This window comes from Pollutibacter soli (assembly GCA_029269725.1).
In the GTDB taxonomy this organism is placed as follows: domain Bacteria; phylum Bacteroidota; class Bacteroidia; order Chitinophagales; family Chitinophagaceae; genus Pollutibacter; species Pollutibacter soli.
On record JARJHS010000003.1, the window covers coordinates 216,292 to 242,015 of the forward strand.

The 25,724-nt window shown below is 42.6% G+C and carries 21 protein-coding genes and 1 riboswitch; of the genes, 9 read left to right on the forward strand and 12 right to left on the reverse strand.

Annotated elements, in window-relative coordinates:
- Nucleotides 1–699 precede the first annotated feature (699 nt).
- Nucleotides 700–1,326, forward strand: a complete 627-nt coding sequence (locus P2W82_RS09345; protein WP_336515609.1) for a hypothetical protein — start codon at nucleotides 700–702, stop codon at nucleotides 1,324–1,326.
- Between the two features lie 19 nt (nucleotides 1,327–1,345).
- On the opposite strand, the gene P2W82_RS09350 is transcribed toward P2W82_RS09345, so the two are convergent.
- Nucleotides 1,346–3,748 carry an ABC transporter permease gene (locus P2W82_RS09350; protein ID WP_336515610.1) on the reverse strand — a complete coding sequence of 801 codons (2,403 nt, stop codon included), beginning with the start codon at nucleotides 3,746–3,748 and terminating at the stop codon, nucleotides 1,346–1,348.
- A gap of 233 nt (nucleotides 3,749–3,981) precedes the next feature.
- Here P2W82_RS09350 and P2W82_RS09355 point away from each other — a divergent pair, with 233 nt between their 5' ends.
- Complete coding sequence (locus tag P2W82_RS09355; protein WP_336515611.1) at nucleotides 3,982–4,257, forward strand: globin family protein; 276 nt, start codon at nucleotides 3,982–3,984, stop codon at nucleotides 4,255–4,257.
- 257 nt (nucleotides 4,258–4,514) lie between these two features.
- Here P2W82_RS09355 and P2W82_RS09360 read toward each other — a convergent pair whose 3' ends face one another.
- A complete protein-coding gene (locus tag P2W82_RS09360) occupies nucleotides 4,515–5,237 on the reverse strand; it encodes a head GIN domain-containing protein (RefSeq protein ID WP_336515612.1) in 723 nt (240 codons plus the stop codon).
- 39 nt (nucleotides 5,238–5,276) lie between these two features.
- Nucleotides 5,277–6,002, reverse strand: coding sequence for a head GIN domain-containing protein (locus tag P2W82_RS09365; protein ID WP_336515613.1), 726 nt, complete (start codon nucleotides 6,000–6,002; stop codon nucleotides 5,277–5,279).
- Between the two features lie 94 nt (nucleotides 6,003–6,096).
- Nucleotides 6,097–6,201: riboswitch (TPP riboswitch) on the forward strand.
- Nucleotides 6,202–6,273: 72 nt separating this feature from the next.
- On the opposite strand from P2W82_RS09365, the gene P2W82_RS09370 reads away from it, so the two are divergent.
- Nucleotides 6,274–8,649 carry a TonB-dependent receptor gene (locus P2W82_RS09370; RefSeq protein WP_336515614.1) on the forward strand — a complete coding sequence of 792 codons (2,376 nt, stop codon included), beginning with the start codon at nucleotides 6,274–6,276 and terminating at the stop codon, nucleotides 8,647–8,649.
- Between the two features lie 195 nt (nucleotides 8,650–8,844).
- Here the strand turns inward: P2W82_RS09370 and P2W82_RS09375 are convergent, their stop codons facing one another.
- The 6 genes from P2W82_RS09375 to P2W82_RS09400 all read right to left on the reverse strand — a co-directional run bounded on the left by P2W82_RS09375 (nucleotide 8,845) and on the right by P2W82_RS09400 (nucleotide 12,758).
- Complete coding sequence (locus tag P2W82_RS09375) at nucleotides 8,845–9,222, reverse strand: Dabb family protein (RefSeq protein WP_336515615.1); 378 nt, start codon at nucleotides 9,220–9,222, stop codon at nucleotides 8,845–8,847.
- 329 nt (nucleotides 9,223–9,551) lie between these two features.
- Nucleotides 9,552–9,857 carry a rhodanese-like domain-containing protein gene (locus P2W82_RS09380; RefSeq protein ID WP_336515616.1) on the reverse strand — a complete coding sequence of 102 codons (306 nt, stop codon included), beginning with the start codon at nucleotides 9,855–9,857 and terminating at the stop codon, nucleotides 9,552–9,554.
- A gap of 22 nt (nucleotides 9,858–9,879) precedes the next feature.
- On the reverse strand, nucleotides 9,880–10,707 hold the full coding sequence (locus P2W82_RS09385; RefSeq protein WP_336515617.1) for a PASTA domain-containing protein: 828 nt from the start codon (nucleotides 10,705–10,707) through the stop codon (nucleotides 9,880–9,882).
- Nucleotides 10,708–10,735: 28 nt separating this feature from the next.
- On the reverse strand, nucleotides 10,736–11,743 hold the full coding sequence (locus tag P2W82_RS09390; protein WP_336515618.1) for a D-alanine--D-alanine ligase: 1,008 nt from the start codon (nucleotides 11,741–11,743) through the stop codon (nucleotides 10,736–10,738).
- An 85-nt stretch (nucleotides 11,744–11,828) separates the two neighbouring features.
- A complete protein-coding gene (locus P2W82_RS09395; RefSeq protein WP_336515619.1) occupies nucleotides 11,829–12,290 on the reverse strand; it encodes a YybH family protein in 462 nt (153 codons plus the stop codon).
- A gap of 120 nt (nucleotides 12,291–12,410) precedes the next feature.
- Entirely contained in the window at nucleotides 12,411–12,758 is a 348-nt protein-coding gene (locus tag P2W82_RS09400) for a 4Fe-4S dicluster domain-containing protein (protein ID WP_336515620.1), read from the reverse strand.
- An 89-nt stretch (nucleotides 12,759–12,847) separates the two neighbouring features.
- Between P2W82_RS09400 and P2W82_RS09405 the strand changes: the two genes are divergently transcribed.
- Entirely contained in the window at nucleotides 12,848–13,846 is a 999-nt protein-coding gene (locus P2W82_RS09405) for an acyl-CoA reductase (protein ID WP_336515621.1), read from the forward strand.
- A gap of 240 nt (nucleotides 13,847–14,086) precedes the next feature.
- Nucleotides 14,087–15,589: a trypsin-like peptidase domain-containing protein gene (locus P2W82_RS09410; protein WP_336515622.1), complete on the forward strand. Its 1,503-nt coding sequence runs from the start codon at nucleotides 14,087–14,089 to the stop codon at nucleotides 15,587–15,589.
- 256 nt (nucleotides 15,590–15,845) lie between these two features.
- Here the strand turns inward: P2W82_RS09410 and P2W82_RS09415 are convergent, their stop codons facing one another.
- Nucleotides 15,846–17,132, reverse strand: coding sequence for an alpha-amylase family glycosyl hydrolase (locus P2W82_RS09415; RefSeq protein WP_336515623.1), 1,287 nt, complete (start codon nucleotides 17,130–17,132; stop codon nucleotides 15,846–15,848).
- A 563-nt stretch (nucleotides 17,133–17,695) separates the two neighbouring features.
- Here P2W82_RS09415 and P2W82_RS09420 point away from each other — a divergent pair.
- Nucleotides 17,696–18,925, forward strand: coding sequence for a 4-hydroxy-3-methylbut-2-enyl diphosphate reductase (locus P2W82_RS09420; protein ID WP_336515624.1), 1,230 nt, complete (start codon nucleotides 17,696–17,698; stop codon nucleotides 18,923–18,925).
- Between the two features lie 18 nt (nucleotides 18,926–18,943).
- Here the strand turns inward: P2W82_RS09420 and cmk are convergent, their stop codons facing one another.
- Nucleotides 18,944–19,636, reverse strand: a complete 693-nt coding sequence (gene cmk / locus P2W82_RS09425) for a (d)CMP kinase (protein ID WP_336515625.1) — start codon at nucleotides 19,634–19,636, stop codon at nucleotides 18,944–18,946.
- A 193-nt stretch (nucleotides 19,637–19,829) separates the two neighbouring features.
- Between cmk and P2W82_RS09430 the strand changes: the two genes are divergently transcribed.
- The 3 genes from P2W82_RS09430 to P2W82_RS09440 are packed head-to-tail and all read left to right on the forward strand — an operon-like array spanning nucleotide 19,830 to nucleotide 25,020.
- The gene (locus P2W82_RS09430) at nucleotides 19,830–20,816 is read left to right on the forward strand and encodes a Gfo/Idh/MocA family protein (protein WP_336515626.1); all 987 of its coding nucleotides are present in this window, start codon (nucleotides 19,830–19,832) and stop codon (nucleotides 20,814–20,816) included.
- On the forward strand, nucleotides 20,813–22,231 hold the full coding sequence (locus P2W82_RS09435; protein WP_336515627.1) for a sugar transferase: 1,419 nt from the start codon (nucleotides 20,813–20,815) through the stop codon (nucleotides 22,229–22,231). Before P2W82_RS09430 ends, P2W82_RS09435 begins: the two co-directional genes overlap by 4 nt.
- 38 nt (nucleotides 22,232–22,269) lie before the next feature.
- Nucleotides 22,270–25,020: a M1 family metallopeptidase gene (locus P2W82_RS09440; RefSeq protein WP_336515628.1), complete on the forward strand. Its 2,751-nt coding sequence runs from the start codon at nucleotides 22,270–22,272 to the stop codon at nucleotides 25,018–25,020.
- Here the strand turns inward: P2W82_RS09440 and P2W82_RS09445 are convergent, their stop codons facing one another.
- Complete coding sequence (locus tag P2W82_RS09445) at nucleotides 25,021–25,692, reverse strand: 2-C-methyl-D-erythritol 4-phosphate cytidylyltransferase (protein ID WP_336515629.1); 672 nt, start codon at nucleotides 25,690–25,692, stop codon at nucleotides 25,021–25,023. It abuts the gene before it with no gap.
- Between the last annotated feature and the right edge of the window lie 32 nt (nucleotides 25,693–25,724).

A 25,724-nucleotide genomic window follows, 5' to 3' on the forward strand; every position in this document is an offset into this window, starting at 1 on the left:
GGATAGACATAAGCTTAGCATTGTAGTCGGGCTGTTCACTTCTTACTTCGTACCTCGTACTTCTCACTTATATTGATCCTCCCCTTCGCAACAACAGAAAGTCAATCAGCAATGGTTGACTTTTTTATTTTATCAACTCGTCGGGCTCATATCCGCCGCGGCGGACGGGAGTTATCCGGCTACAGGCTCGTACACAAAATCATTAATGCTTTTGTCTTGCCGGATAGACATAAGCTTAGCATTGTAGTCGGGCTGTTCACTTCTTACTTCGTACCTCGTACTTCTCACTTATATTGATCCTCCCCTTCGCAACAACAGAAAACAACCGCCAGTGCCTGGCCCGTTTAGTTTCATTTTATTGGTCTCTTCAAAAAATACAATCTCTCAAAAAAAGATTCGGAACAACCCGGATGTACAAAACCAATTTCACTAATTCTTTCTACCAAAATAGGGTGTCACTTTTTACTTATCACTTACTCACCTTACACCTGAAAAATCAGGAAAATTTTAATCTCAATTTAATACCGTTTAACAGATTGGTCGTTTTAATAGGTTTCATACAATATTGACAATAAAAACTTGTTGAAACAGAGCAGATTTGTTCATTAATTGATAAATCAAAAACCTTAATTATTTTATTTTCGCGGAGTACTTTTCTGTTTGATAATAAACAATCAGCAGCGAATTATCCCATTACTTATGAAAGGCAAATACCTGGTGTGGCTATTATGTATCTGGGCGCTATTTTCATGCAGGAAGGGCTCTTCTCATTTTATTAACCATACACAGGTATCACACATCGAAATAAGAAAACAAGCAGATCCAATCCCCCTCCGGCTTACAGAAAAACAGACTTACTTATTTCTGCAGAACTGGAACAATTCAAAACTAAAGGGAGTACAAACCATTGACCCGGAATTTCATCTCAATATCTATCTGCAAAACGACAGCCTGATCCGGTTACAGGTTCAACAACACCTGATTTCTCATCCTGACGAGTATGTGTATTCATTCGGAGATAAAAGTTTTTTCAGACGCATATGGTATGATTGCGCAAATATTCCACACGACTATCTGGAATATACACCACTGGTAAAAGATAAAAAAGGATTTAAAAAGGCGCACCATGTGCTAACAGATAAACACAGGGATGCCATTAAAAAAGTGCTCAGTCATCACAGCCATCATTGGAAAGATGTTCGTGGACAAATTTTTTATAAAGGCAGTATCAAAGAAGAGATACTTTTCAATTATACTTCACTGGCTGAAGACAGCAGTTGGCTTGCCAAAATTGAAAAGTCGTCATCGACAGATACCATGGAGTGAACATTTTTATCCACAGAACTTATTCTTCCCGAAGCCCATTTACCGGGTTAACAAATGCAGCCCTGATTGTTTGTGAACCGACAGTCAATGCAGAAAATATTAACATGACGGTTACTCCCGGTACAAATAATCCTGGCCCGAATTCAATTCGCTGACTGATACTCTGCAATACAAGGTTTCCAAGAATGGCGACTACCGGAATTGCGATTAACAATGAAATCAGAATCACCTGGAAATAAGAACGCGACAATAACTTAACCAGCGCAAACGGACCAGCTCCTACAACTTTCCGGATACTGATCTCCCGTGTTTTTGATTGCACGGTAAACATGGTAATGCCCAATAGTCCGAGACATGCTATTACCATTCCCAGGAAGCCGATAAACGCGACCATCCGTGTTATGTCACGCATTCCTGCATAGACTGCCTGTACTTCTTCCTCATAAAATCTGCCATTAAACTGATGATAAGGATCAAGCGCTTTCCAAACAGCACCAAGCTGTGCAACGGTGCTTACAACACTGGAAGAATTAAGGCTGATGTTAAGATAATTCCACTGTGTAGGATCATAACGCATAACCATAGGCGCCAACGCGTACTCCTGTGGCTTGAAAATAAAATCTTTCAACACACCTATGATGGTCAATTCAAGACTGTCGTTTGCAAGTACTGTTTTTCCAACAGCTTCGATAGGAGAACCCAATTGAAAATGTTCAATAAATTTCTCATTCACGATGGCATACTGTTCATGCTGCTGAGATGGATTTGAAGGAAAATTCTTTCCCGCCAGAAGTTTCAGATCGAAGTTGCTGATGTAATTTTCGTCAGTAACATACTCGCGAATGATCACCGGATCTTTATCTTTTGATATCCGGTATTCTCCTGCACGATCACTGTAATTTCCCATAAGTGTTGATATTGCAGACACTTTTCCCACTCCAGGCACTTTTGAAAATTCCTGCAAGGCATGGGCATAGTCCTGTCCCTGCAGATTGATGTTGAAAATATGCGCATGGCTGCTCCCGAAATTGATGTCCATCCCATGCTGCATTTGTTTGTACGAAATATGCACCATGTTGATGAAAATCAATGAAATCAGGAACTGAATAATCAGTAAAACTTTTCTTAAACCCAGCCGCCTGAAATAGGGAAGATGCTGAAGCTTCTGTAATAACATCAACGGTTTTACACGGGAGAGTACGGTTGCCGGCAGAATACCAGCGAATAAGCCAGTGATGATGGCAAATAAAACAAAGTAAAATAACACGAGTGGGTCTGTTTTTAAGCTGATATCAAATGAGCTCATGACACTGAGGCCGGTAAATGAAGGAATCAGGAACTGTAATATCACAAATGCGACGAGCAGGGAAATAAGCGAAGTAATAATTGATTCAGATAACACCTGAAGAAATATATACCATCTTGAACTTCCCACTACTTTTCTAAGTGCGATCTCACGGGTACGAACAACTGCTTTAGCGATGGTGAGATTTGTATAGTTAAAAGCAGCAGAAACGATAATCACCAAGGCAAGCAGACTTATAAACCAGAGTACAATTGAAGGAACACCCCTTCCCATATTATTACTGAACATCGGGCCTGGAGTAATTTTCTGTAATGACTGAAGCTTAAACCGATAGCCTGCATCTCTTGTTTCCAATGGCAGATCTTTATACTTTGTCGCAGCAATTTCAGTCAGGAACAGCTCGATCTGCTTAGGATCGGTTCCTTTGTTCAGCAATAAATAACTGTAGTTGGTATAATAGTTTAACCAATTATTTGTCGTGTTACTTACTACATTTTTTTTCTCGAGCACAGGCACGGATGAAAACGACATCAACGCATCAAATTCGAGATGCGTTTTTCCGGGAAATTTGTCCAGTACACCCGTCACCTTGAAAATGCCCGCTCCTGTAACATCAACCATTTTTCCGACTGGATTTTCAGAAGGAAATAACTTTTCACTCAGCTCATTGGTAAGAACTATTGAAAATGGTTCGGCAAGCGAAGTTGCTGTCTGCCCAGCTTTTAGCGTGAATCCAAAAATGGAGAAAAACTGTTCATCAGTAAACTTTCCATCGAATGAAAATTTTCGTTCTTCAAATGATACATCACCATTGAACCTGCTCAGCATAACTGAATGCTCGATTCCGGAGTAACCTTTGGTTAACGCAGCCATGACTGTGTATGGAGAAGAAGCATAGCCTTCCGTTCCTCCGCCTTTACGAATGGCCTCAGTGTTGATGCGATAAATCCTATCCGGACTTTTATGAAAAAGATCAAACTGGTTTGCATCCTTAACAAGCATGATCAGTAACAGGCAAACTGCCATACTGAGAGCAAGTCCTATAATATTGATCAGTGAAAATGCTTTCTGTTTCCAGAAAATGCGAACTGCTGTTTTGAAGTAATGTCTGAACATAAGTTTTGGTATTGGATCACGCACCTGGAAATCGATCAACCCCGGGTGATGATCATAATTTAAAATGACTACATGCTTTTACAAGCATTCCAGAAATACAAGGCTTATGTTCGTTCCTATGACTTAGAAAAAATTGACCAGACGGCTGGCTGATTTAAGGTAACAAATATTTTCTATTACAGGATCATAAATCCTGCATTTTTAGATCAGCAAAAACAAATAATATAACACAAGTGGAGAAACAAGTACCAACCCTGTTCACGTGGGCGGGTGATAGGAGTACTTTCGAAAGACTGTTTGCAGAATGCTATTCAAAAGTTCTAAAAGACGAATTGCTCGGGCCGGTTTTCAAAAATATGTCGCCCGATCATGTCAGGCATGTGGCGCATTTTGCAGCTGAAGTGTTTGGCGGAGAGAAGCTATGTACAACAGGAGACGGCGGATCACAAGCTTCGATGATTGGAAAGCACATAGGGAAAATGCTTGATGAACAAAAGCGTCAGCGATAGATGGCTTTATAGTTGCAGACAGCTGACGAAGTTGGATTCAAATCCGATCCTGAATTCCGGTTGGCATTTGCAGGATACCTGGAATGGGGACGCGGATTGCAGTTATCAATTCACCTATACAGGAAAACCCAATGAAAGAATCTGAACCTTTGCCTGTCTGGGGTTGGGGCGTGCCAGGAGGGCCCTATCAACCTGAATAAAAAAAATCCATGCAGATCAATCAACTGCATGGATTCTCCGGAATGATTATCAGGTTGTCAATTCTGTCTTTTCACGCTACTCGATCCGCTGCTCTTGATATCCCTTATCATCCCTGCACCCTTATAAAACACATCACTCGCACCTGAAGCTCTTACATTTAATTCTTTCTGTACTGTAATTTGAATATCTGATGCACCAGACGCTTCAGCAGTACAATAGTTTACTTCAAATTCGTAAGCCTTCACGTCACTCGCGCCGCTGACATCTACATTAACCCGATCGGCGCGTCCACTGATCCGCGAATCAGAACTTCCGCTTTGATTTAATGTCAACTGATTTGCTTCGATTGCTCCTCTAAAATCACTGGCTCCGCTCAATGTGAGATCAAAAACGTCACTCCTGATTATCCCGTTTACAAAAACATCGGAAGATCCACTGGCTTTCAGTTTTTTCAATGTTTTAAATGACACGTATGCTTTCAGATTCATATTTGAAGGCCAGCGGGTGAGACTCTTATTATCAAAAAATATTTCAAGCCTGCTTCCATTAACCCTCGTCACGATCCGATCCCTCAGTTTCAAATCATTTGCACTTACCACCACAGTTTCGTTATTATCCGGGGAGAGATAAAGATCAATACCACCCGAAACGGAAATCTCATCAAAGCCGCTTACCGCTCTCACCTCTGCATTCGGATCGTTTACCACCACTTTTTCATCCTGGGCTTTCAAACCGGTAAAAGCCGACAACATCACGATAAAAACAAAAATTTTTTTCATACAATTTGTTTGTGCTACTTATTGGAATGCCTGTAGTTATTATTTCATTCTTTTTAACCTGCCACTTCCCGATGTGGAAATATCCGATATCAACGCTTCGCCATGCAAACGAATATTTCCTGAACCACTGGTAGATGCTGCTATTTCTTTGTTTACAGTCACCTCAACACTTCCTGATCCACTGGTGGAAATTGAACATTTTTCAACGATCAGATCGGGTCCCACAAAACTTCCTGAGCCACTGGTTTCAATCGACGCATAAGTAGCTCTTCCACTTAAACGGGATTGACCACTTCCGCTTTTCTCAAAACTAAGCTTGTTTACATCAATAATTCCATCGATACTGCCTGAGCCACTTGAGGTGATTTCCAGTTCTTCTGAATTGATCCTGCCTTCAATAATCGTACGCCCGGATCCTGATGATTCAATCGATTTTATTACCGGTGAAGACACATAAGCACGGAAACGCCTGTTGCGACCACTCCAGTTCCAGTTGTCAGAATCCTTCTTCATCCGGATATACAATACATCGTTCTTCAAAAAAGTTTCAATTTTATCAGTCCAATCCGCATCAGATGAGCTGACCAGAACTCTCGTGGAAGGATCCTGGGTAATATGCAACTCAATTGATCCCGAAACGGAAACTCCCGAAAAGGTCCCAACTTTTCTTTCCCTTGCATTGGGATCGTTAATCGTGTTTTTTTCCTGTGCCTGCACAAATCCTGTTACAAGGCATAACATAGCCAATCCTATGATCCTTTTCATGTGATGTGTTTATAATGGTACGTTCAGCCAAAACAAATGTTACAGGAAAACTCAAATATTCCTAATTTCGCCGCGGATAGCATCCGCATCCAAAAAAAAGTTCCCGGGGTGCCTGTCTGCCAAAAGCAAGACGGCTGAGATCAAACCCGTAGAACCTGATCAGGGTAATGCCTGCGCAGGGAAGGTTAGAGCCTCTCACATATTCTCTCCTTTCCTGTTTTTGTGAACCAGATTGGTATTGTGAGAATACCGGTCGCCGACAAAAACAGTTATGAAAAAAACAAGAATTTTCCTCACTGCAGGGCTCATCCTGCAGACCATGCTTTCGTATGCACAGCCATACACCATCAGGGGCCAGGTGCGCGATAAAGAAGGTAATGGCGCCCTTTCCGGTGCCACAATCATTGTATCGAATCAGAGCATTATTACAGACCAGGACGGCTGGTTTTCTGCACGTGTTTCATCCAGCGAAAAGCTAAACCTGACTGTCAGTAGTATAGGTTATCGCACTTTGGATACTGCCATTGCTCCTTCAAACACGCCAGTTTTACTACTCCTTTCAAGATCCTCAGGACTGATGCAACCAGTCGAGATCTATGCAGTCAGAGCAGGAGACAAGGCGCCTTTCACAAAATCCACGATTAACAAAAGAGAACTGGAAAAAATTAATCTTGGGCAGGATATCCCTTTCCTGATCAATCAGACGCCATCTGTCGTTGCAAATTCCGACGCGGGTAACGGTGTCGGATACACTGGAATAAGAATTCGTGGAACTGACGCCACCAGGATCAACGTAACCCTTAATGGGATCCCATACAATGATGCAGAATCCCAGGGACTGTTCTTCGTTAACCTTCCGGATTTTGCATCATCCGTCAACAGCATCCAGATCCAGCGCGGTGTTGGTACAAGTACCAATGGCGCCGGTGCATTCGGCGCAACGATCAATATGTCAACCAATGAAGTACAGGATAAATCTTATGCTGAAATTAACAACAGCTATGGATCTTTCAATACCTGGAAGAACACAATCAAGGCCGGTACTGGTTTGCTGAATAATCAGTTCACCGTGGATGCAAGGTTATCACATATCAGCAGTGATGGTTATGTTGATCGTGCTTCATCCACACTAACTTCCTGGTATCTATCCGGGGCATGGCTGAAAGAAAAAACTTCGCTGCGTTTCAATGCATTTTCAGGTAAAGAAAAAACCTACCAGGCATGGAATGGGGTAACTGAAGATTTACTGAAAACAGACCGGACTTATAATCCATCCGGAACCGAAAAACCTGGAACGCCTTATGATAATGAAACAGACAATTACAAACAGGATCATTACCAGCTGTTCTTCAACCAGGAGTTAAGCAGCAAACTCAAACTGAACATCGCATTGTTTTATACGAGAGGCAAAGGCTACTACGAGCAGTACAAAGCTGACCAGGCTTATGAGGATTATGGTTTGCCAAATCCCGTTATCGGTAATGAACCCATAACGGAAACAGATCTGGTCCGCCAGCTTTGGCTCGATAATCATTTTTATGGAAACACTTTTTCACTTCAATACAAAGACCGGAGCAAAGAAGTAATTCTTGGTGGAGGTTTCAGCAGGTATGACGGTGATCACTACGGTAAAGTGATATGGGCAGAAGAAGGCGGAATTGAAAAAGATTATCGCTGGTACAATCTTGATGCTTTTAAAAATGATTTTAATATTTATGGCAAGTGGCAACAACAGATCGCAGATTATTTTTATGCCTTCAGTGATCTGCAGTACCGGCATGTGAGTTACGATCTGAACGGTTTCAGAAATTCGCCGAATCTGCTGATCGATAAGAAATGGAATTTTATCAACCCGAAAGCAGGCATTAGCTATATAAGAAGCGAATGGACCACTTACCTCTCTTACGCTCTTGCCAACAAAGAACCTAACCGGGATGATTTTGAAGCAGGTCTGGAACAACAACCTGTTCATGAGACTTTACATGATTTTGAACTGGGTGTGGAAAGACGCAACGCCGAAACATTTTTTGGTGTTACGGGTTATTATATGCGTTACAAAAATCAACTCGTACTCACAGGCCAGATTAACGATGTAGGCGCATACACGCGTACCAATATTCCCAAAAGTTACAGGATGGGTGTTGAAATACAGGCACGCTGGAAACCTGTCAACTGGTTTACTGTTTCCGGTAATCTGAATCTGAGCGAAAATAAAGTGCTTGACTTTACGGAGTACTATGATGATTATGATGCAGGTGGACAAAAATCTGTTTTTTATGAGAAATCAGATATCGCCTTATCTCCGGGTGTAACGGCTGGAGCTCAGTTACAATTCAATCCCATCCCCGGACTTGGAATTGCAATGACAGGGAAATATGTGGGGCGTCAATATCTCGATAATACCTCAAAAAAATCCAGGAGTCTTGATCCGTTTCTTGTATCGGATCTCCGGTTTAATTATTCTATTCCACAAAAATTTGCAAAGGACATTGAATTGTTATTTGTGGTAAATAATCTTTTCAACGCGCTGTACGAACCTAACGGATATACCTACTCGTACCAGTATGGTGGAGAGCTCGTTACTTCCAACAATTACTTTCCGGTGGCAGGCATCAATTTTATGGGGGGAGTAAATATCAGGTTTTGACGTTCAACGTAAAACGTAAAACGTTAGACTTCGCGAGAAGGATAGACACCCAAATGTCAAAAAGAATAATGCAGAAACTAACCAGGTTAGTTTCTGCATTATTCTTTTACCGTTTAACATACGGAGAACAATTATTTTATCGTGAAAGTTGAACCGCAGCGTATTACGCTTAACGTTATACGTTTCACGTTGTACCTACTCGGCCCAATAATCCACCACGGTCACCTTATCGATATGCGGTCCTGCAAGATCGACGAAAGCTTTATGTTCAGGATGAGGAAGATAATTGTCGCGGTCTTTTTCGGACGCGAAAGTGACTAAGAAGCAATGGGTCAGTCCCTGGCTAACTCCTTCCGTACTAATGTTGGTACCCCATTCAAATGCGGTGATGGTTTTTATTTTCTTCGGAAGTGCTTTAAATGCTTCTTCGATTTTTTTTACGTCCGCCGGAGTGCTGCTGTCTTTAAATTTAAAAAGTACCACGTGGCGTAAGGTTTTTTTCTGATTCAACATAGATGAAGTAAAAATGGTTGCCGCGGCAATAACGGTTAAAAACAATAAAGCTTTCTTCATTTTGCGAGATTGAGATGAGTGTTAGTTATCAGTTGTCAGTTGACAGTCGTCAGACAAATGCTGTGCTGTTTATAATTTGTTTTCAGCTATAGCAATGAGTTGGCAGAAAAAACGAAGCGCTGTTGAACATTTGCTTCCTGTATAATCTACTATTTTCTTACAGGCCCAGGACAGCGGCTGTCGAATACTGATTCACGATTCCCGGCTTCCTGAATTCAAGTATACCGCCGTCCGCTTGCGGATGGTCTTCTTACATTTGCCTGTTTCCACTGTTTCTGTTGTCTTTTTCTCTGTCTACTTCCTGTATTCTGTTTTCTGTATTCCTCTTATTACCCGTACTTCTCTCTCCACGCCAGCATTCCCCCGGTAAGATTTTTTACATTACTAAAGCCCATCGTCCCGAGCATCATTGCTGCCTGGCCGCTGCGATTGCCACTGCGGCAATACACGATCACTTCTTTATCCTGCAGGCCATCCAGTTCATTTATCTCAAAATGATGAATCTTCCCGAGCGGATGCAGTATTCCACCAATATTAAACTCCTGGTTCTCGTGAGGCTCACGTACATCAACAAGGTTAAGCTCTTCGCCTTTTTCAATCCGGTCATGTACTTCTTCTATAGAAATCGTCTTCATAAACAACTTTTTAAAATCCTTCTCAAAATTCGCTCTTTTCTTCTTTAGACGGAGCAGCGATCGCAGAATCAATTCTGGGTTCAGGTCGGGTCGCACCAAGACGGATATCCATAATCTGACCAGCGCGGATCCTGTTGATGCGCCGGTCCCGATCCAGTCTTTCCGGGTTTTGCCAATAAACAAATCCAGCGGTCGTATCTCTTAAATCCGAATCCAGCACAACAAACAACTCAATTCCATTCGCCTCTGAAAGTGCAAGAGCTTCCGCGTAAGGCAAACCATACAGATTGGGTACCGGAACTTCTTCAGCTCCGATTCCTGCACCTATGACAAGCGAAATTTTTTGCCCCATCGTGATCTTGGAACCCGGTTTTATCGAACTGCCGTTCCATATCTGTTCTTTCACTGCATTCTTCGCGATATCCGGAACATATGTGGTATCGCCCAGTTTCAATCCTCTTGATTTCAGTTCCAGTTCAGCATTGCGAAAACTCATACCCACCAGATTCGGCATTTCAATGACAGGTGCATTCGCCCTGTTGATCGTCAGGTAAATTGTTCGGTTAACCTTCACTGTTGCTTCAGGATCTGGAAACTGTTTGAACACTACGGTTGGAGCTATTGTATCATAATACACACTATCCTGCACCACTACATCAAATCCCTGTTTTTCCAGCAAACCTGCAGCTTCAGCAAAAGTTTTTCCTTTTACATCAGGCACACGCAGGTACTCGCCGTGATTCGTCCAGAAATTCAGCGTCATGAAAACCAGGAAGAAAAAAAGAAAAGAAAGGGCAATGCCGACTAGCAGATTCACCCAAAGCGGCCTTTTTGTTATGAAGGAAAACATGTATTAATTCAAAGCGTTTTAGGGTGGATCAAACTAATTGTTTTTCTGTTTTCTGTGCAAGCGCTTCGCGAACCAGTGCAGTATAAAAATCTTTCAACTGCATTCCGTTTGCTCTTACCTGCTGCGGTACGATGCTTGCCTCACTTTGTCCGGGCACTGTATTGATTTCAAGAAGATATGCTGCATTAGCTTCCTCATTGAAAATAAAATCCATCCGCACGATGCCTCTGCAATTGAATACTCGATACACCTTTTCCGCAGTATCACGTACATTTTGTGCGATCTCTTCTGAACATGCAGCAGGCGTCACTTCTCTGGACTTACCCTCATACTTAGCCGAAAAATCAAAAAACTCATTCTCGGCAAATATTTCAGTGAAAGGCAGCGTCACCACTTTATTATTACTCCTGTACACACCGATGGTGAATTCTCTGCCACTGATGTATTCTTCCACAAGCACCTGGTCATCTTCGCGAAAAGCCTTTTCGAGTGCAGCTTCAAGTTCATGTCCATGCATCACTTTACTCATCCCGATACTGGAACCTCCGTTATTGGGTTTTACAAAAACCGGTAAAGTCAGTGATCTGAGAATTTCTGTCGGCGGCAACGGATCGTGTTTGAAAAGGTGCAATGACCTTGCCACGTTAACCCCGGAAAATGCAGCGACTGCTACAGTATATCTTTTATTGAAGGTGATCGCAGACGTCGCTGCATCACAGGAAGTATAAGGGAGTCCTACCAGGTCAAAATATCCCTGCAAACGACCATCTTCACCGGGAGTACCATGAATACCGATGAACACGGCATCAAATTCGACTTTTCCCGATTCGAGAGAAAGCGAAAAATCATCCCTGTTAACAAGTACACGACCACCGCCTTTGAGCGGATGAAACCATTGCTCGGGAGTTATATCAATCCTGTAGACGTCGAATAATTCTTTATCCAGGTGATTTTCAATGGTGATGGCACTTTTGTAAGATATTACCGCTTCAGACGAATATCCTCCGGTAACAAAAGCGATCCGCGGTTTACGCATGGAATTGGTCTTTTAACAAAGAAAATGAAAAGAAACTAAATGAAACCTAAATTTTGAATCAGACTTTAACGAACTGATAATCATTTTATTCTCTGATCACATCATCTAATCCCTGCGTGCCGGCGTCCATCACAAACTTCCAATTGCCATTGTCTGTCTTCCGCCAGACAGTAACATAAGTGCCCCGTTGTTCAGTACTGTCGCCGCTCAGTATGTATGTTCCGTAAGTATAGCCCAGGTCGCCGGATTTTGCCACATCGCCGCCCAGCGGTTCCCATTCCAGGCGGAAAGTGGAATCATTGATGCTGGTTACATAATGAATGGCATCTGCGCCAACAATGGGTTCATGATTGTCTCTCAACAAAATCCCATCCTCATCCATATATTCCAGGAATGCTTTCCGAAATCCCTTTTCAACGGACAGCTTAGAGAAATCAGCATCTGTCTGCTGCATACTGTTCAACGCCTCTACGCGCTTATCTTCTTTTTTAAAACTAAGATTGCAGGAGAATAAAGAAACTAAAACCAGCGCTGCTAACCCTTTCATGGCATGTATTTAAATAGAAAGGGTGAAGTATAAACAAGGTTTATGCCGACTTCACCCCGCGATGGGAAATATCACCCACCTGATTATGTCGCTTACAGCGGCAATCGTCAAATATTTTTCTCAGATATGCAGTTTCTCTTTTTTCGCCAGCAACTCTTCCACAGTTTCAGTATACATCTCATCAGGTACGCAACAGTCCACAGGACAAACCGCTGCACATTGTGGCTCCTCATGAAATCCCTGGCACTCCGTACATTTATTTGGTGTAATATAATAGGTGTCGTTACTGATCGGAGCATGCTTTTCATCTGCATCGGTAACCGTACCATCCAGGAGCACAAAACTTCCTTTCACGGTGGTGCCGTCAGCAATGGCCCATTCCACTCCGCCTTCATAAATAGCATTATTCGGACATTCAGGTTCGCACGCGCCGCAGTTAATACACTCGTCTGTTATTTTTATCGCCATAGCAACTTATTTTTTTAAGGGTTGATTACGGGTTTATTTTTGCAAACTATACAAATGATTTGTGGTCTAAAATTAACTCATGCGTCAATATGAAAATACAACAACGCATCGAAATTCTGAAACAATTAGGTGAATACATAGGATCAGATGAATCGGGCTGGGCAGCTGCCAAACACCGGGCTTCAACAATCAACGCCTGGTTTCTTCCGGAATTTATCGATCTGGCAGCCAACAATATACGGGAGCAGTTTCTAAATGAGGACCTGTTACGTCACTGGGCGGCAGAATATCAATTACCCGAGGAAACGCCCGCAGGTAAAGAAATCGGAATCGTCATGGCGGGAAATATTCCAATGGTGGGATTTCATGATTTCCTCTGCGCTTTTGTTTCAGGTCATCGTCAGAAAATTAAAATGTCTGAAAAAGATAATATTCTTATGACGCACCTCATTGAATGGATGCAGCAAAAGTGGCCGGAATTAAACGAATCGATCACCATCAGCTCCTTATTGAAAAACTGCGGCGCATACATCGCCACAGGATCGAATAATTCGGCCAGGTATTTCGAACAGTATTTTGGAAAATATCCCCATATCATTCGCAGGAACAGAACTTCCGTTGCTATACTCAATGGCGATGAAACACCGGAGATGCTGTCATTGCTTGCGGATGACATGCAGCAATTTTTCGGATTGGGTTGCAGAAACGTTACTCAGTTTTTTGTGCCCGAACAATATGACTTTGTGCCCCTGCTGACTGCGCTGAAGAAATACGATTATTTCATGGACCTGCACAAGTACAAACACAATTACGATTACAACCTGGCTATTCCATTGATGAATAATAAATTTTATATGACCAACGGATCGGTTCTGTTGATTGAAAGCCCCTCACCTTTTTCTCCAATCGGGCAGATTCACTACCAGTATTACAGTGACAAAGACAAATTGACAGCGGGATTAAATACTGAGCACATTCAGACAATCGTTGGGAAAGGATTAACACCTTTCGGTACAGCTCAGAAACCTTCATTAACTGATTATGCCGATAGTGTGGATACTTTACAATTTCTCACCCTCCTGAAATAGACTTTTGCCCGGCTGAATAAATTCTTTTTAATATCCTGCAATAATGATAGACGGGAGCGTTTGGTAGGTTGGAAGTCGGAAGCATTTCGTATTTTTAAAGACGCTTGATGAAATTCTATTCTAATAGTTTTGTTAAATGGGTTTTTCGGGCTACTGAAATTCAGTCAGCTTCGTTTATTTGTAATGTGCTAAGGCACATAATTTGACGAAGCTTTGTATAAAAAATAAACGACACGCAACATGAAATTTAAACAGGTCTTATCCGTAATGCTGATCAGTGCAGCAACTACGCTCACAGTGTTGTTTGCATATAACAAATTCAACAATAAACCCATCGCATTACAGGAGTCGAACAGTAAGATACCGGCAAATTATGCTGGTTTATTTGACAGTTCATTCAATTTGCCTGGCCAGCCCGTCGATTTTCAGCAGGCTGCCAATGCAAGTACACCTTCGGTCGTCCATATCACCACCGTGATCGGGAAAAACCGCACGGCGAGCAACAATCTTCCGAAAAGAAAAAATCCTTTTGCTGATATATTCGGCGACGATTTCTATGATTTTTTTGACAATCCGCAGAGATCAATCCCCAGCCGCGCAAGTGGTTCCGGTGTGATCATCAGCGAGGATGGATACATCGTTACCAATAACCATGTAATTGATGAAGCTGATGAAATAAAAGTTACTCTCAGCAATAAGAAATCTTATGTGGCAAAAATGATAGGGACCGATCCCAGCAGCGACCTTGCTCTTTTAAAAGTTGAGGCAAAAGGTCTCCCCTTCCTTCTGTATGGTAATTCTGACCAGGTAAAAATCGGTCAGTGGGTTCTGGCAGTCGGATATCCTTTGAACCTGGAAACTACGGTTACTGCAGGTATAGTTAGTGCAAAGGCACGTTCACTTGGATTAAATGCGAGGAAGAGTCAAACACCGATTGAATCATTCATCCAGACAGATGCAGCAGTTAACCAGGGAAATTCCGGAGGCGCACTGATTAATACGAATGGTGAATTGGTGGGTATCGTTTCTGCGATCGCTTCTCCAACCGGCGCCTATGCAGGTTATTCATATGCAATTCCTGTAAATATTGTAAAGAAAATCATCAACGACCTGTTGCAGTTTGGTACTGTTCAGCGCGCATATCTTGGTATCACATACCTTCCGGAAAATGCACCTGATACAGAAAAAGAAAAACTTTCATTCAAGGAAGGCCAGGGTGTTCTGGTGCGTGAAGTTGCAAAAGATGGAGCGATGGCAAGTTCGGGCATCCAGGCAGGCGACTATATCACAAAAATCAACGGCGTTAGAATAACCAGTGGTAGTGAAATGGTTGAGCAGATTGCAGGATATAAACCTGGTGACAAAATTTCGGTTACGTATCTCCGGGGAACTAAAGAGTCGACAACAGATATAACGCTCAAAAACAAAACCGGCAACTACGAAGTAGTTAAAGCAAGTTCTCTCGATTTGTTCGGAGCTGAATTCACCCAACTGGATCCGAAAAAAGCAAAAGAATATGGTGTAAAAGGCGGTGTGATTGTCAAGAAAATCAATGCCGGTCCAATTGAAGAGCAGACCCGTATGAAAGATGGGTTCATCATCAACAAAGTAAATGGCCAGGATATTACTACCATCGAAGAATTGAATTCAGCCATGGCTAAAAATCCCAAGCGTGTATTGCTCGAAGGATTTTATCCGGGATTTGAAGGAGCCTATCAGTATCCTATTGAGTTTGGAGAGTAAAAACGTTTAATGCTAAACGTAAAACGTAGAACGTTAGGCTAAGCAATTTATAGAGTCAAAACAGAAAGAACGAACGCTTTAACACAAGCGTTCGTTCTTTCTGTTTAAGGGGAAAAAAATTATATTTAAGCTGGCCTATATTCCACAGAGATGATTCACAAACTATTAGCTTCCTGCACTTTCAGATTTTAACGGTTTACCTTTAACGTTAAACGTTCTACCCACTTCTCACTTCTCACTTCTCACTTCTCACCTCTTACCTTACCCATACCTGGTACGCCCAAGGCTCCAATTGTACTCCCCTGTTTGAATCAAAATCGTTCTCAGCATTGCTGAATAATTCTGTGAATTTTCCGGCAACCTTATTATCGGTTATCCATGCTGGCTGGAAATGCATATCTGATAAATTGAGGACAACCAGCACTTCCCGATCTTCAGATTTTCTGAGCCAGCAAAACAGTGCGCCGTCAGATGCAGTTGCAATTCTTACCGGCGGATGTGCCGGATCAGAAACCAATGCCGGATGAGATGCACGAAGTCCTAGTAATTTTTTATAGAAATCATGCAATGCAGGATGTTCGTTCCACTCGATACAGTCTTTATCAAAAAAAAGGAGTCGTTTATGATTCGGGAGTTCCTGGCCGCTATAGGTCAGCGGAATTCCCTGCCACAGACAATTGAAAACAGCCAGCGCAGGAGCCATCACGCCATACTTTTCATATTCGGTGCCATTCCAGCTGTTTTCATCATGATTACTGGTGAACCAGGCCCTAAGGGCTGTTTTTGGATAGAGTGACTGATAATGCATCAACACCGCATCCAGCAGATGGATCTGCCGGTTACTTGATGTGATGTAATCTCTTGTTGCCCTCATCCATTTCCAGGTATACGCTGCATCAAATACCTGCATATAATCAGGATTATCCCAACTATCCAGTTCCGCCAGCCAGAAAAGTGGTTTGAGTTTGTCCAAGTCGGTCCTGGCCTGCCTCCAGAAATCCAGCGGACAAAGCATCGCCATATCGCAACGAAATCCATCGATATCAAAATTTTTCACCCACCAGGCCATGGAATCGATCATGGCAAGACGCATGGCCTGATTTTCATAATTAAGATCAATCACATCATCCCATCCATGGGCATCGTAAAATTCTCCCTGGTCATTTTTCTTATAGAAGTCGGGGTGAGGAGCCTTCCACACGTGTTCAACGCCGGTATGATTGGCCACCCAGTCAATGATCACTTTCATGTGCAGGTCATGAGCTTGTTTTACAACTGCCCTGAAGTCGTCTTCATTGCCAAATTCCGGGTTGATGGCGCAATAATCTGAACAGGCGTAATAGCTCCCCAGGCTTCCCTTTCTGCCCTCCTGGCTGATGGGCGTTACCGGCATAAACCAGATCACTTCGATTCCCATGTCCTTCAGCCGTGGCAAATGGGACGCAAAGGCACGAAAACTCCCCTCAGTGGTGTATTGGCGGGTGTTTACTTCGTATACATTTGTCTTTCGGCTCCATTCTACCGGGATAAACTGTTCTTGCATGCCGGTAAGATATATAAAAAAGTTTTGGCATCCTTCTCAAAACCTAAACCTGGGAGGTCTAAGACCTCCCAGGTTTATAAAACCTGCCAGGTTTAAAAGACCTGCCAGGTCTTTAAGACCTTGAAGGTCCCACTTCCTGGTCTGAAAGATCTGCCATGTTATTGGGTCCAGTTTTTCATAATTAAAGCGATGGCTGTTTCCAGGTTGATACTAAATGATTGCGAATAAGGTCTCAGATACCCAACCTGGGAGGTCTAAGACCTCCCAGGTTTAAGGAAACCTGCCAGGTTTAAAAGACCTGCCAGGTCTTTAAGACCTTGAAGGTCCCACTTCCTGGTCTGAAAGATCTGCCATGTTATTGGGTCCAGTTTTTCATATTTCAAGCGATGGCTGTTTCCAGGTTGATACTAAATGATTGAAAATAAGGTCTCAGATACCCAACCTGGGAGGTCTAAGACCTCCCAGGTTTAAGGAAACCTGCCAGGTTTAAAAGACCTTCCAGGTCTTTAAGACCTGGGAGGTCTGAGAATACATAACTTTGCTGCTTTGACGTTTATCTCATCATGAAAACATTCAATGTACCGGTAGCTTATCGTAGCCCCCTGATCACTGCCATCAAGCAGAAAAGAAAGCAGGAGGACAAGATGAAGAAGAACCTGTCGCCGACGCTGCTGGATTTTGGCCCGCTGCAACTTTATCTCGCCCGTCATTTTGGCTTTTGCTACGGAGTTGAAAATGCTATCGAAATCGCTTTCCGGACGGTGGATGAGAACCCCGGGAAAAGAATATTCCTGCTCAGCGAAATGATTCACAACCCATTCGTAAATGAGGATTTGAAAGCCCGGGGTGTTGAGTTCATGATGGATACTTACGGAAAACAGCTGATACCCTTCAAAAGCCTTGGCGCTGACGACATTGTTATTATTCCGGCTTTTGGAACCACTCTCGCCATCGAGAAATCTCTTCGCGAACGCGGAATTCAAATTGAAAAATATAACACTACCTGCCCGTTTGTGGAAAAAGTCTGGAACCGCTCAAACCAGATCGCGGCCAAGGGATACAGCATCATTGTACATGGCAAACCTTCGCACGAAGAAACGCGCGCAACATTCAGTCATAGTGCGGCAGAGGCGCCAACAGTCGTTGTAAATGATATGAAGGAAACCATTGAACTCGGGAAATACATAACCGGCGAAAAACCTGCTGAAGATTTTTATACAGAATTCAGGGGACGATTTTCCGAAGAATTTAATGTTACAAAAGATCTGCAGAGAATCGGCGTAGTGAATCAGACCACCATGCTGGCGAGTGACACACAGGCTATTGCCGATTATCTGAAACAGGTAATCGCTACATATTACGACCTGAACGACAAGACAATCAGCGCGCGATTTGCAGATACCCGCGACACACTATGTTACGCAACTACTGATAACCAGGGCGCTGTTTCCGGGATGCTCGAACAAAATGCTGACCTGGCCATTGTCATTGGTGGAAGAAACAGCAGCAACACGTCACACCTGGTTGAACTTTGCGAAGAAGTGCTGCCTACCTGGTTCATACGTTCTGAAGCAGACCTGTTTACCGCAGAAACAATTTTGCATTTCGATTGGAGGAGAAAAACAGAATCTGTTCATCACAATTATCTCCCTGCAAAATACCCGGTAAGAATATTAATCACGAGTGGAGCATCATGTCCGGATGCGATGGTGGAAGCCGTGATAAAAAAATTACACAGCTTTTTTCCGGATGCCAGAAACTACGATGAAGTAATTGACGAATGGAGCAAGTAACTGCTAACGATACACGTTTTACGTTTTACGTTTAACATGTAACGTCTCATCCACCCAATTCAGCGCAATTTTTAATTGCTCTGCTTCGCTGATATTTGAATTATCCAGCAAACGTGCATCATCGGCCTGTCTTAAAGGAGAAATCTCCCTGTTGGAATCAATAAAGTCGCGCAGCTCAAGGTTTGTTTTCACTTCCTCAAGCGTAATATTGGGATTTTTCTCATACAATTCGTTGTACCTGCGTTGCACGCGAATCGCATTATCTGCTGTCATAAAAATTTTCAACTCCGCGTCCGGAAAAACTACGGTTCCGATATCACGGCCATCCATCACTATGCCCTTCTTTCTGCCCATCTTCCGTTGTTGGGCAACCGCAAAATCCCTCACCTCACGTATCGTCGCAATTTCACTTACTTTCTCAGCAACCACGAGGTCACGGATGACAAATTCCACATTCTCGCCATTCAATAAAATCTCGGATTGATCTGATTTTGGATTAAAAAGAAACTCCAGCTCAATCTGCTGTAATGCTTCTTTCACTTCATTTATATCTGTCCAGTCCACATGATTCCGCAGAAAATAAAGCGTTATTGCCCGATACATCGCGCCGCTGTCAATATAAACATATCCGAGCTTTTTTGCCAGCTGTTTTGCTAATGTACTTTTACCACACGACGACCATCCATCAATGGTTATGGTTAGTTTTTGCATAATGCAAATTTGTAGATTCTGGGCGAGACAGGCAAAACAGGTAGTGGTAAGCAGGCAAAAGGCAAAAGGAGTGTAAAGCAGCAGTTGTCGTGATAATTTAGTTTAGTAATGTTTATTACTGAGCAGCCGGCTGTTCCCTTTTGCCTTTTGCCTCCTGCCTTTTGCCTAAATTTGCCTACTTTCAAATCCTAATATGATAAAACTGGGCATTTTCGGTGTTGGCCATCTTGGAAAATTTCATCTGAACAACTGGAAAGAAATTGAAGGCGTTGAACTCGTTGGGTTTTATGATCCGGATGATGTTAATGCTGCAAAGGTTGCCGAGCAATACCAGCTCAGGCGATACGCAGACCCTGCAGAACTCATGCAGCTGATCGATGCTGCAGATATCGTTGCGCCAACAAATCACCACTTTACGCTTTGTGAACTTGCTGTTCGCAGCGGGAAACATGTATTTGTTGAAAAGCCGATGGCAGATACGATGGCAGAAGCCACCAGCCTGATGAAGCTGGTAAAAGAATCCGGAGTGAAGCTGCAGGTAGGCCATGTAGAAAGGTTCAATCCAGCTTTCATCGCATTGAAAGATTATCATCTGCATCCGATGTTTATTGAAGTGCACCGACTCGCACAATTCAATCCGAGGGGTACTGAAGTGAGTGTGATACTGGACCTGATGATACATGATATCGACATTATTCTTCACCTGGTTAAAAGTGATGTAAAACACATCTCCGCAAGCGGCGTCGCGGTGATGACGGAAACACCTGATATAGCGAACGTCCGAATGGAATTCAACAATGGTTGCGTAGCAAATCTTACATCCTCGCGTATATCGATGAAGAAGATGAGAAAGATGCGCGTGTTTCAGAAAGACGCATACATCGGTATAGACTTCCTTGCAAAAAAAACAGAGATCATAAAATTAAAGGGAGAGGGCGACGACAATCTTTTCTCTTTTGATATTGAAACCCCACAAGGTGTGCGCACACTTGCTATCGATAATCCGGCAGTAGAAGACAACAACGCCATTCGTTCGGAACTGACCGCATTTCGTGATGCGATCGTCAACAACACCCGTACCGTCGTCTCTGAAAGAGAGGGATACGAAGCCATGCATATCGCGCACCAGATACTGGAAAAAATTGAAAACAGCTTTGCAGTAGCCAAGTCGTCGCTATGAATAACCGGCAACGGATAAACATTGGCTGGTATGTTTTCAGCGACTTTATCATGTCTGCAGTAGCCTGGGCCGTGTTGTATTCCTTTCGTTCCTGGTTACTCTGGGCCGACGGAAATATCAACACCGAATTAAATATCGATAACCGGTTCTGGCTTGGTGTACTGCTGATACCACTGGCATGGATAACCGGGTATGCACTCACTGGCGCTTATCATTCATTATATACAAAATCCAGGTTGAACGAGCTGACTAAAACATTGGTCAGCTCGTTGATCGGATCACTGATCCTTTTCTTTCTTTTTATTCTTGATGATGTAAGTGCGCGCAACTATGTATATTTCTACAAAGTTTTTATTTCTCTTTTTTTGTTGAATGTTGTTCTGCAATATTCAGGACGATTACTCATTCTAACGCTCGCAAAAAAACAACTGAACACCGGTCAAATCTGGTTTAATACACTACTCATTGGTCACGGCAAAACTGCAACACGCATCGTGACAGAGATCTCCGGAAATCAGTCGTGGACGGGCTACCGCTTCTGCGGCTATCTCACACCGGAATCAAATGCAGTAATCCCCAATCTAAAAATCCCGAAACTGGGAAAGATAGAAATGATGGAAGCATTGATACTTGAACACAATGTTGAACAGGTGATCATCGCATTAGACAAAAATCATGGTAAAGAGGCTGAAGATATTCTCAATCGCCTGGGGCACCTGGATGTTGCGGTCAAAATGGTCCCTGACACATTGGATATAGTGTCAGGATCTGTAAAAACGAACAATGTACTCGGTGAAATACTGATTGAAATTAAAACCGGTTTATTACCCGACTGGCAGCAACATATAAAAAGAGTAATCGACATTATTGTTGCTTTGCATGGCCTCATCATCCTTTCTCCGTTACTACTATATGCTGCTATACGGGTAAAACTTTCGTCATCTGGTCCTGTTTTTTACACCCAGGAAAGAATTGGATACAGGGGAAAACCTTTCGAAATTTTCAAGTTTCGCTCAATGACGGATAATGCTGAAACTAACGGACCTCAGCTCTCCCACGATTCAGATCCAAGAATTACCGACTGGGGAAAAACGATGCGCAAATGGCGGATAGACGAACTACCGCAACTGCTGAATATTCTTCGCGGGGAAATGAGCCTCGTAGGTCCAAGACCAGAAAGAAAATTTTTTATTGATCAGATCACTGCGAAGAATCCATATTATGCATACCTGTTGAAAGTTAAACCAGGACTTACCAGCTGGGGGATGGTGAAATTTGGTTATGCAGAAAATGTAGATGAAATGATCGAACGCATGCAATACGATCTTGTGTATATCGAGAACATATCATTGGCGGTCGATTTTAAAATAATGGTACATACACTCAGAATTATTTTCCTTGGTACAGGAAAATGAAAACGGATACGTTATATACTCTAAAACCAGGATCGTTTTTGAAATACTTCATTACTGTATTTTTCGCATTAGCCTCTTCTCTCCTTTCCAATGGTCAGGATAATTACTGGCAGCAGTACCTGAAATATGATATTGATGTAAAACTGGATGATAGCCTGAAAACGCTTGATGGTTATTTGAAATTAATTTACCGCAACAACTCTCCGGATACACTCTCTTTCATCTGGTTTCATCTCTGGCCCAACGCATATAAAAATGACAGAACTGCGTTAACTGACCAGACATTAGAAAACGGAAGAACCGATTTTTATTTCGCCCCAGCAAACAGGCGGGGGTATATCAATCGCCTCGACTTTAGAATTAATGATGAGCCTCAGAAACTGGAAGATCATCCCAGCGACATTGATATTGTAAAAATGATCCTTGAAAAACCATTGGGGCCGGGAGAAGAAGTACTGATCACAACACCTTACCATGTAAAGCTGCCATATAATTATTCGCGTGGCGGATATTATCAGAAAACATTCCAGATCACGCAGTGGTACCCGAAGCCAGCAGTGTACGACCGACATGGCTGGCATGAAATGCCCTACCTGGACCAGGGAGAGTTTTACAGTGAGTTCGGTGATTTTACAGTTGATATTACAGTTCCATCATACTATAAAATAGCGGCCACAGGCATGCAAATACCTTCAGGCAATGATTCTACCGGCGATAAATATAAAAACAGTGCGGATCTTACCACTTACCGCTACCAACAGGATAGCGTACACGATTTCGCTTGGTTTGCCGACAGAGAATTTGTTTTGTTAAAAGACAGTGTTCAACTGGAATCCGGGAAGAATGTCCTGTTGCAGGTGTACAGGCATGGATTAAAAAACAAAGCCTGGAACGATGCAATGGATTATCTGAAAGAAGCGATTGTGCTGCATTCAAAATGGATCGGCGAATATCCCTGGCCGGTGGCCACAGTAGTAGAAGGTTATATGGGCTTCGCGGGTGGGATGGAATACCCGACCATTACCATCCTGCACACGCCGGGAAAAAATTCATTAAGTGCAGATCTGATTTTCCACGAGGTTGGCCATAACTGGTTTTATGGAATACTGGCCAACAATGAAAGAAGTTTCCCCTGGATGGATGAAGGTTTCAACAGTTTCTATGATAATCGGTACAGAAATACCGGCGTTACCGGCTCTGAAAAAAAAGAAATTTTCAGCACGTCCACAATCGAAAAGCTTCCTTATCAGACGTTAGCTTCCCTAAAGCTAGATCAGCCTATCAATACTCCGGCAGATAGTTTAACCGCGGTAAACGCAGCGGTCATCAGCTATTTAAAAACAGCAGACTGGCTTAAAAAAATTGAAGATAGTATAGGCAGAACTGCTTTCGACGAGGTGATGCAGGCTTATTATCAGAAATGGAAATTCAAACATCCTTATCCGGAAGATTTTTATGCAATGCTAAAAGAGCATGGGCCACAGGCCGCTGAGATGTATCCGTTGATCAATAAAACGGGAATGCTATCAGTACCAGTTAAAAGAATCTTCAAAGTAGCACCGTTCATAGCGCCCAATCCTGATCTGAAATACAACTATCTTTTTATTGCACCGCTTGTGGGATTCAACAACTATGATGGTTTTATGGCCGGCGCTTTGTTTCACAATTACACAGCACCTGTAAATAAATTTTTATTCGCAGTTGCGCCGATGTATGGATTCAAGAGTAAAAAACTTGATGGCATTGGTCGCGTATCCTACCGTTGGCATCCTGATCATATTTTCAGAAATGTGGAGATATTTGCCAATGCATCCCGGTTTACAATGGAAGATTTTACCGATGAAGGTGGAAACAGACTACGGCTTTCATTCAATAAAATTGTTCCCGGTTTTCGCCTCGAGTTCAAAGAAAAATCGGCAAGAAGTACACTTACAAAATATATAGGATTCAAACAATTCCTGATCAACGAAGAACAGCTTTCATTTTACCGTGACACCATCAGGCAACTCAATCTTGCTAATAAGGTTTCAAATAGTTATGGAATCAGTCAATTGAGTTTAGGAGTTGATCAATACCGTGCTTTATACCCGTATAATGCTGAACTGAGAATGGAAGCTTCCGGGGATTTTGGCAGACTAACGTTTACGGGTAATTATTTTTTCAACTATAAAAAGAAAGGCGGAATCAATCTACGGTTGTTTGCAGGTAAATTCTTTTATTTTACCGATAAAAATTCAACTTCAGGCTATGCCACCAATAGGTACCACCTCAACATGACGGGTCCTAAGGGTGATGAAGATTATACGTACAGTAATTATTTCGCCGGTAGAAATGAGTTCGAAGGTTTTTATTCGCAGCAGATCATGATGCGTGATGGCGCGTTCAAAGTGAGAACAGATATGCTGAGCAACAAGATTGGCAAAACAGATGATTGGCTGACCGCAATGAATCTGACAGTTGATATTCCAGATAAGCTCAACCCACTCAGCCTTTTGCCTGTAGATATTCCTATAAGGATCTTTGTTGATGCAGGTACTTATTCGCAAGTCTGGGAAAAAGACAACACCGATCCGAGAGTAGTATTTGATGGCGGTTTCCAGGTTTCACTGCTCTGGAACATGGTGAACATTTACATTCCGGTGGTGTATAGTGATGTTTATAAAGACTACTTCAAATCAGTTCCCGGAAATAAATTCTGGAACCGCATTTCATTCAGCATTGACATTCCGGTTGTTGAACCCCGAAAAATGATCACGCAGGTTTTCCGGAAAGCAGCTAATAAAAACTAGTCATTTCACAGACATTATATGTTCCGCAAAAATCAGATCAGCAGGAAAAGTCACTTTAATATTTGTTTCTTCCCCTTGTAACAGCGATACCTGGTAGCCTGCACTTCCGAGAACCGAAGCTTCATCAGTAAATGAAGTTTGATAAGGTTGCTCAAAGGCTTCTTTGATCAGCGCGGTTTTGAAAGTTTGCGGCGTTTGCACAGCACGTACTATTTCCCGGTCGAGAATTTCATTTTCTCCATTGGTTTTTATAATACGTAAGCTATCACGAAGGGGAACTACCGGAATCGCAGAACCGTTTATAGCAGCATGTTGATAACATCGTTTAATAAGATCGGGAGTAACAAGGCATCGAACTGCATCGTGGATGAAAACAATGCCTTCTTCATCAACTGAAGCAAGGCCGTTTTTTACAGAATCAAATCTCGTAGCGCCACCTTTTACAAAACTGAGAGACGCTGAGGGCGTAAGATTTTCGAAAATTGATTTTGCCGATTCAAGATATGTTTCTGGAAGAACAAGTATAATCTGTATGTCCTGGAAAGCTTCGATAAAAGCTTTTACGGTGTGCAGAAGTATTGGTTTCGCCCTTACTTCGAGAAATTGTTTTGGAATAGCAGAACCCATCCTCGTACCGCTTCCACCGGCAACGATTACTGCAAATTTTTTCATACTGCAAATTGAGGTAAAAATTTAATCTGGAA

Excerpts from the sequence above, each read along its gene's own strand:
- P2W82_RS09345 (WP_336515609.1), top strand. The coding sequence starts at position 700 with ATGAAAGGCAAATACCTGGTGTGGCTATTATGTATCTGGGCGCTATTT.
- P2W82_RS09350 (WP_336515610.1), bottom strand. The coding sequence starts at position 3,748 with ATGTTCAGACATTACTTCAAAACAGCAGTTCGCATTTTCTGGAAACAG.
- P2W82_RS09360 (WP_336515612.1), bottom strand. The coding sequence starts at position 5,237 with ATGAAAAAAATTTTTGTTTTTATCGTGATGTTGTCGGCTTTTACCGGT.
- P2W82_RS09365 (WP_336515613.1), bottom strand. The coding sequence starts at position 6,002 with ATGAAAAGGATCATAGGATTGGCTATGTTATGCCTTGTAACAGGATTT.
- P2W82_RS09370 (WP_336515614.1), top strand. The coding sequence starts at position 6,274 with ATGAAAAAAACAAGAATTTTCCTCACTGCAGGGCTCATCCTGCAGACC.
- P2W82_RS09375 (WP_336515615.1), bottom strand. The coding sequence starts at position 9,222 with ATGAAGAAAGCTTTATTGTTTTTAACCGTTATTGCCGCGGCAACCATT.
- P2W82_RS09380 (WP_336515616.1), bottom strand. The coding sequence starts at position 9,857 with ATGAAGACGATTTCTATAGAAGAAGTACATGACCGGATTGAAAAAGGC.
- P2W82_RS09385 (WP_336515617.1), bottom strand. The coding sequence starts at position 10,707 with ATGTTTTCCTTCATAACAAAAAGGCCGCTTTGGGTGAATCTGCTAGTC.
- P2W82_RS09390 (WP_336515618.1), bottom strand. The coding sequence starts at position 11,743 with ATGCGTAAACCGCGGATCGCTTTTGTTACCGGAGGATATTCGTCTGAA.
- P2W82_RS09395 (WP_336515619.1), bottom strand. The coding sequence starts at position 12,290 with ATGAAAGGGTTAGCAGCGCTGGTTTTAGTTTCTTTATTCTCCTGCAAT.
- P2W82_RS09400 (WP_336515620.1), bottom strand. The coding sequence starts at position 12,758 with ATGGCGATAAAAATAACAGACGAGTGTATTAACTGCGGCGCGTGCGAA.
- P2W82_RS09405 (WP_336515621.1), top strand. The coding sequence starts at position 12,848 with ATGAAAATACAACAACGCATCGAAATTCTGAAACAATTAGGTGAATAC.
- P2W82_RS09410 (WP_336515622.1), top strand. The coding sequence starts at position 14,087 with ATGAAATTTAAACAGGTCTTATCCGTAATGCTGATCAGTGCAGCAACT.
- P2W82_RS09415 (WP_336515623.1), bottom strand. The coding sequence starts at position 17,132 with ATGCAAGAACAGTTTATCCCGGTAGAATGGAGCCGAAAGACAAATGTA.
- P2W82_RS09420 (WP_336515624.1), top strand. The coding sequence starts at position 17,696 with ATGAAAACATTCAATGTACCGGTAGCTTATCGTAGCCCCCTGATCACT.
- cmk (WP_336515625.1), bottom strand. The coding sequence starts at position 19,636 with ATGCAAAAACTAACCATAACCATTGATGGATGGTCGTCGTGTGGTAAA.
- P2W82_RS09430 (WP_336515626.1), top strand. The coding sequence starts at position 19,830 with ATGATAAAACTGGGCATTTTCGGTGTTGGCCATCTTGGAAAATTTCAT.
- P2W82_RS09435 (WP_336515627.1), top strand. The coding sequence starts at position 20,813 with ATGAATAACCGGCAACGGATAAACATTGGCTGGTATGTTTTCAGCGAC.
- P2W82_RS09445 (WP_336515629.1), bottom strand. The coding sequence starts at position 25,692 with ATGAAAAAATTTGCAGTAATCGTTGCCGGTGGAAGCGGTACGAGGATG.